At 36.8% G+C, this 6722-nt stretch carries 7 protein-coding genes; 2 read left to right on the forward strand and 5 right to left on the reverse strand.

Translation table 11 applies throughout. The annotated features are described in order from the left end of the window. Positions 1 to 438, forward strand: a 438-nt coding sequence (locus V7659_RS31330; RefSeq protein ID WP_335543884.1) for an MFS transporter, incomplete at its 5' end; no start/stop codon positions are given. A 238-nt stretch (positions 439 to 676) separates the two neighbouring features. Here V7659_RS31330 and V7659_RS31335 read toward each other — a convergent pair. The 5 genes from V7659_RS31335 to V7659_RS31355 form a co-directional block, all read right to left on the reverse strand. Continuing rightward, the gene (locus V7659_RS31335; RefSeq protein ID WP_335543890.1) at positions 677 to 1675 is read right to left on the reverse strand and encodes an NADP-dependent oxidoreductase; all 999 of its coding nucleotides are present in this window, start codon (positions 1673 to 1675) and stop codon (positions 677 to 679) included. Positions 1676 to 1975: 300 nt separating this feature from the next. Then, on the reverse strand, positions 1976 to 3058 hold the full coding sequence (locus V7659_RS31340) for an alkene reductase (protein ID WP_335543885.1): 1083 nt from the start codon (positions 3056 to 3058) through the stop codon (positions 1976 to 1978). A gap of 100 nt (positions 3059 to 3158) precedes the next feature. Then, on the reverse strand, positions 3159 to 3857 hold the full coding sequence (locus V7659_RS31345) for an SDR family oxidoreductase (protein WP_335543886.1): 699 nt from the start codon (positions 3855 to 3857) through the stop codon (positions 3159 to 3161). A 357-nt stretch (positions 3858 to 4214) separates the two neighbouring features. Next, positions 4215 to 4793 carry a TetR/AcrR family transcriptional regulator gene (locus V7659_RS31350; RefSeq protein WP_335543887.1) on the reverse strand — a complete coding sequence of 193 codons (579 nt, stop codon included), beginning with the start codon at positions 4791 to 4793 and terminating at the stop codon, positions 4215 to 4217. A 57-nt stretch (positions 4794 to 4850) separates the two neighbouring features. Continuing rightward, positions 4851 to 5417 carry a CBO0543 family protein gene (locus tag V7659_RS31355; RefSeq protein WP_335543888.1) on the reverse strand — a complete coding sequence of 189 codons (567 nt, stop codon included), beginning with the start codon at positions 5415 to 5417 and terminating at the stop codon, positions 4851 to 4853. Between the two features lie 552 nt (positions 5418 to 5969). Here V7659_RS31355 and V7659_RS31360 point away from each other — a divergent pair. Beyond that, the gene (locus V7659_RS31360) at positions 5970 to 6632 is read left to right on the forward strand and encodes a hypothetical protein (protein WP_335543889.1); all 663 of its coding nucleotides are present in this window, start codon (positions 5970 to 5972) and stop codon (positions 6630 to 6632) included. Positions 6633 to 6722: the final 90 nt, after the last annotated feature.

Genomic DNA, 6722 nt, shown 5'->3' on the forward strand with positions numbered 1-6722 from the left:
ATGGTTGCTGGCATATATATAGGAAGATTCATTGACCGTTTTGGGAATGCACCCTTAATTATTTTTGGACAGTTATTGTTATTAAGTGCCTCAATCTTATTTGCATGGTTCTCTTCTGCAAATCCCTATTTTATCCTTTTCATATATATGTTTGCTAGCGTTGGCTTTACGGCAATTTCTTCGAGTATTTCGAACGAGATAACAAGGATCTTGCCCATCAATCAAATTGGTTCGGGGATAGGAATCGTCCAATTAATGCAATTTTTCGGTGCGGGTCTCGGAGTGACTATTTCTGGATTACTCATAACCATTCAAGAAGGTTTATCTTTGGAAATGGTTTATCGAAATATTTTTATTTGCTTCTCGATTATTAACATTATGACTGGTTTCATATACGGCTTCTATCTTCGTAGAGCTAGGTTAAAGGAGCAAAGTTAAATTCTTCATCGATTGAATAGAAATAGGACTTCCATAATAGGTTTCCAGCACTCTTTAAAAGGGTGCTGTTTTATTTCCAAAGAAGGTCAATAAAATAATTTTTTCAGTTGTGAGTCATCTCATAATTGAACCTCCCCGTTTGCGAAATAAATAAAAAGCTACCCTATTGGTAGCTGGAACTATAAAAGGAAAGCACCTTATAGTTTACAAAAGTTCTTCCACGTACTTAAATTTTAGATTAGAAGGTTACAATAACTTTACCTTGTGAGTGTCCAGTAGAAACTTTTATTAATGCTTTGTTAATGTCATTAAGATTATAAATTGAATCAATAGAGGGCGTGATATTTTCTTTTTCAACAAGGTTAGTGATGTTTTGTAATTGACTGCCATTGGCTTGCACGAATAAAAAGTGATATACCTTTTTATGTTTACGTGCTAAAGAATCTACACGAGCACCCACTAAACCAAACAATAGCTTTTTCCAGACTGGAAAATTATTTTCAACTGCAAAGCGATAATTGGGTACGGCTTTTAATGATACTAATTTCCCATGAGGCTTTAAAATACCAAGTTCTGCTTTTATCTCTTTTGCTCCCAAGGTGTCAATAACATAATCTATATCAGATAAAATGTTGGCATAGTTTTCCTCATGGTAATTTATGAATTTATCAGCGCCAATCGACAGTGTACGGGATCTACCTCTTTCACTGCCGCTTGTTATAACATATAACCCCATTGATTTGGCGATGGGGATTGCCATAGCACCAAAGCCGCCGGTTCCTCCAGGGATAAATAGCTTTTTGTCAGGCTGAGCATTGAGTACGTCATTTAATGCTTGATAAGCAGTCAAAGCAGTAAGAGGAACAGCGGCTGCTTCAATAAAGGATAGATTTTTAGGCATTATGGATATAGCATCTTCATTGACGACCGCATATTCAGCAAAAGCTCCAATTTGATTAACTGGCAACCTCGTATAAATGTGGTCACCAACGTGGAAGTTCTTAACATTTTTTCCAACAGCCTCAATAACTCCAGATAGTTCATTTCCTAAAGTTAGTGGTAAATCATAATCAGAAATCATTCGAATACTTCCATTTAAAATAAGAATATCTAATGGATTAACACCTGCTGCTTTTACTTTAACGAGTACCTCCCGGCTATTAAATTCTGGTATTTTAACATCATTCAATTCCACTTGAACTTCTTTTGAATATTTCTGCATTTGAGCAGCTCTCATTTTTTCATCCTCTTCCTTTACAATTTTTTGGTGCTTTTTCATTGAAATGCTATCTCTAGCGTTGAATGTAAGTGACTCCAAACAAAAACCAGTGCTTGAAGGGGTATATGCCCAAGAATGCATCAAACGCTGCAAATACACCTAATTCACGCGTCAAGCACTGATTTTCATGTTGAGCCAAAAAAACGGCACAAACTTTTATTATTTTAATTATCAAGACAGCTGTTTCTCATATTTTCTAATTTTGATGAAAGAATGGCGTACAATTTTTCAGTTGTACGCCATTCTTCACAGCCATACTTACCCCTCTTTAGATTTTAATTCTTTCATCGTAGGATAATCCGTATAACCCATGCTTCCGTTACCACCAAAGAATGTTGTACGGTCTGCTTCATTCAAAGGAAACCCTTTTTTGAGACGTTCTACTAAATCCGGATTAGCTAATGACCATACACCAACTGGTACCATATCTGCAACGCCATTATCAATTTCTACACTAATATTTTCTAGAGCTCGACCAGCTCGATTGACTAATAATGGATTGGACCAAACTGAACGAATTTCATGGAGCAGTGTTTCGTTTCCTACATGCATAACATGAAGGTAAGCCAAATTGAATTGAGCTAATTCTTTTACAAGATGGAGATAAACTTCAGGACCTTGTTCACCTTCTTCAATTCCACCAAGAGGTACCCCTGGTGAGATACGAAAGCCCGTTCTTTCTGCTCCAATTTCTTCAACGATTGCTTTCGTTATTTCGATAGCAAAGCGAGCACGATTCTCAATTGATCCGCCGTATTTATCCGTTCGTTTATTAGAATTTTCACCGATAAATTGATGAATTAGATAACCATTTGCACCATGAATTTCAACACCATCAGCTCCTGCTTCAATAGCTGCAGATGCTGCTTTTCGGAAGTCTGCAATTGTCGTTTGAATATCTTCTTCACTTAACTCGCGGGGAACGGGTATTTCCTGCATCCCTTTAGCAGTAAACATTTCTACTCCAGGTGCGATCGCAGATGGTGCAACTGCTTGACGATGGTGTGGTGTATTGTCAGGGTGCGACATACGACCGACATGCATTAATTGGATATACATAAATCCACCTGCTTCATGCACAGCATCCGTAATCTTTTTCCACCCTTCAATATGCCTTTCAGTATAGATGCCAGGTGACCATAAGTAACCTTGTCCATCATCAGAAGGTTGTGTACCTTCACTAATAATTAATCCCATTGATGCTCTTTGAGCATAATAAAGGGAACTTAGTTCTCCTGGTGTACCATCTTCTTGCGCCCTACTACGTGTCATTGGTGCCATCGCTAAACGATGAGGTAATTCCAAATTTCCAATTTTCATTTTGCTCCACAATTTATCCATTTTTGTACACTCCTCTTCAAATTATGTTACCCGTTGTATACGGGTGTCCTTTTACCTTTTGTTTGAAATCTTGGACAAATCACTGTATTAGTAATTTGTATTAGGAGAGTTGTGGGTATATCGCAGATACACCACCAGCAAAAACTCTTTGGATATTTCGGCTCACGTCATCAGCAACAATTTCAAAGCTGTCGGATTCTAATCCATCAACAGCAATTTTTGCGATATCCTTAGGGTTGGATTTGGGAACTTCTAAGCTCGATGTCATATCTGTCTCCATGAAGCCTACATGTAATCCAGCTACTCTCACATTTTGAGGATAGAGATTTATACGTAGGTCGTTTGTCAATGCCCACTCTGCCGCCTTTGCAGCTGTATAAGCGCCAACAGTTCCCGAACTGACCCAAGATAATGCGGAAAGAATATTCAGAATCGTTCCTCCCCCATTATTTGCTAAAATCGGTGCGAAGGTTCGAACCATGGAAAGTGTGCCAAAGAAATGCGTATTAAACTCCAAATGTATTTCATCGAGATCACCGTCAATCAAAGAAGCACCTGTGGACGATCCTGCATTGTTGATCAAAAGCGTAAGATCCTTAGCGACCATAGCGGCTGCAGCTACCTCATGAGGGTTGGTAATATCAAGCTTCACAGGAATTACACCGGGAATGTCAATGGACTCCGGATTTCTTGCACCGGCATAAACCTTAGCCCCTCTGGATAGAAGTTCAAGTGCTAAATGGCGTCCAAAACCTCGGTTCGCGCCGGTTACAAATACGACTTGTTCAGAAATTTTCATTTTTATATACTCCTTTTAATATTTATTTTGGTACAACAAAATGTCCTACTCCTCAAAACTACGGAAGTAATGATTTCCTAAAGGAGAAGTTTTGGGCATAGGCAAGTCTCGTATATGGGAATGGTCATTCTAAAAAGCACAAAGGAATGAACCCTTCATATTGAGAAATTTTTAAGTAAGGCAAGAATCACATACAAGAACGATCATTCTAAAAAACACAAAAGAAAAATCCCTTCATGGAGAGAGCTTAAGCAAGGCAAGAATCATATATGAGAACAATCATTCTAAAAAATGCATAAGCAATGATATCTTCATAAGAGAAAGCTTTACTACAGTTCAGACTTTCTCTTATAGGAACTATTTATCTAAAAGTTTTATCGATAAATTGGCTATACGGTGTAATTTTTCTTTGGAAATGGAGGTTCTTGTCATTACCCTTAACCCAACACACACAGTATGCAGATGTTCGGCTAGTTCGCCGGCATTATACTCTGAAGTAAATTCTCCCTCTTCTTGCCCCCACAGAATAATATCCTTGAGTAGCTGCTCTGATAGTGTGAACGATTCAGTGGACTTTGAATCCACATCAGCATCGCGCATTGCCAATTCCACCGCCGAATTCACCATTAAACAGCCTGAAGGAGAGTTCTCTTCACCATATATCATGAAACTAAAAATAAACTGAAGAGCCTCCGCTGCACTCTTGGAGCGTTTAACTTCTCCCGAAAGCTCAGCACTGACTTTATCGCGAAATCGATCCATAGCTTTCAAAAAAAGCGTATGTTTGTCGCCAAATGTGTCATACAAACTTCTGCGATGGATTCCCATATGCTCGACCAGATCGTTCAAGGATGTCTTCTCATAACCTTGTTCCCAAAAGAGCTTCATCGCCTTGTCTAATACTACGTTCTCTTCGAATTCTTTACTTCTTGCCATTCTATTTTCCTCCTCCCATAGTCACTATAACATATTGAGAACGAACGATAAAGAAAGTTATTTATTAATATAAAACGGGGAAAATCTTTCTCTTCTACTTATGTAATGTGCAATTAAATATATTATGATCTGTATAGGGAAGGAATAGGAATATTTCCATCCAGTCAGAACATAAATTCCCATCCAATGAAAGAATGGTTCGGCTATATAAGCAGAAAGAAGTGCAAACAAAATTGCTTTTATAACTGGATTAAAATCAGGTTTTATTTGCAGAATAAACATGACCGATATTGGCATTAATGTAACATCCCAAGGAAAATAAGTTGGAAGTACAGGCATTACATTAAATCTATAATGCCAAAAACCAAATTGGTCTCCTACCACATCCAAACAAAGGGATACAATCATTACGAAAAAACCAGCATATAAAATACGGTCGGTACTATCCTTTTTTCGGTATTTTATCCAAATAAGCCAAGGTAATATAGATAGCACTACCCCCAACCACCATAAACCTGAAAAGACTACATGATTAGACCAAATCTCAATTTTTTGTTGTATGATTTCTTGGGCATGATTGGTATTATCGTCAATCAACTTTTTTACATTTTCTTTATATTCCATTTATAATTCCACTCCAAAGCACCTTAGACATATTAAATATTTTCGACACTATATGAATTAGATATTCTTCAATGCATAAAAAATACACCTATTTTAGGTGTCTTTTGTCTCCGCTATACTTGATTCGTTTGCTTTATAAGAAGGTGAATAAATTCTATCTGTATCGGTATCAATAACAAACTCGACTTTTATATCGTAGTCATAAAGAATTGGTTCAAAATTGTAAAGCCTACAAAACACATTAGGAAGATCTTTCATCTCATTCTCTTTTGCTTGCAGTTATTTTTGCTATAATTGTTGTTTGGAACACTTTTTACCAGTAAGAAGAACTTGATGTAAATAATCTTAGATTTCAATAACCAATATTATCGCGACTGGTTGCTAATCAGTCATATCGCTTAGATTTTTATTAATAATCACCCTTATTTTACTTTGATTCGAATTTAGGCCAAATCATTAGTTTTTTTTTAAGTCCTAATTTTTAGAAATCCGGTGGTTTGTCCAATCTCACTTAATCTTTTTCCATAGACTAATTAAAAAGGAGATGAGAAAGTGAAGAAATATAAAGGAGAATTACTCACAGATTTCTCAAGAAATTCTAAAAATGAACTTTTAAAGGAAGAAAAAGTATATCAATCATCGGCATACCAAGAGTGTATTGACCGTGCTTATCGTATTCCCATATTTTTAAGTACGACAACTCATTTAAATGACAACCAACAACGGTTTCTAGACCGTCTAATTTTAGAGATTGAGAGTGCTTTACTTTTTCCACGTACATTACCTTTAAGCGAAAGTTATCCCGAATCCATTTTAACTGATATTCGTCGGTTAGTTTCATCAAGCTATGGAATGTTGGCAGTAAACCTTCGTCGTTTTAAAATTCAAACAGTTGACGTCAATGCAGGACCCCTTCCACCATCCACTCCTTTCTGGATAGGATCAGTTTATTCACAAGTAGAACCTTCAATGGCTTTCCAATTTGGTCTCCCCTTATTATTAGTAAGGGAAGAAGATACTGACGCAAATAATGGAATTTGGGCAGGAGGAATTGCGCCACTCAACCTATTTATAGTTTGGCATTCTGAAACTCAAACTGTTGATCAATTCTTTGACACTCCTGAATGGAGATCAGCCTTTGCAAATTGGAGTGCACAAGTAAGAAATGCTTTTTATATTCAGACAGAGCCTAAGTTCAAGTATAGATGTGAATGATAAACTGGTACTTTAGCATCAAGTCGAATATTTTTAATAAGTTGAAAATATACAAGATTTTATTCACCTTTATATATTTTTGGCTTATTT

The sequence above is a fragment of the Neobacillus drentensis genome (assembly GCF_036966985.1).
Taxonomy (GTDB): domain Bacteria; phylum Bacillota; class Bacilli; order Bacillales; family Cytobacillaceae; genus Neobacillus; species Neobacillus drentensis_E.

Excerpts from the sequence above, each read along its gene's own strand:
- V7659_RS31335 (WP_335543890.1), bottom strand. The coding sequence starts at position 1,675 with ATGAGAGCTGCTCAAATGCAGAAATATTCAAAAGAAGTTCAAGTGGAA.
- V7659_RS31340 (WP_335543885.1), bottom strand. The coding sequence starts at position 3,058 with ATGGATAAATTGTGGAGCAAAATGAAAATTGGAAATTTGGAATTACCT.
- V7659_RS31345 (WP_335543886.1), bottom strand. The coding sequence starts at position 3,857 with ATGAAAATTTCTGAACAAGTCGTATTTGTAACCGGCGCGAACCGAGGT.
- V7659_RS31350 (WP_335543887.1), bottom strand. The coding sequence starts at position 4,793 with ATGGCAAGAAGTAAAGAATTCGAAGAGAACGTAGTATTAGACAAGGCG.
- V7659_RS31355 (WP_335543888.1), bottom strand. The coding sequence starts at position 5,417 with ATGGAATATAAAGAAAATGTAAAAAAGTTGATTGACGATAATACCAAT.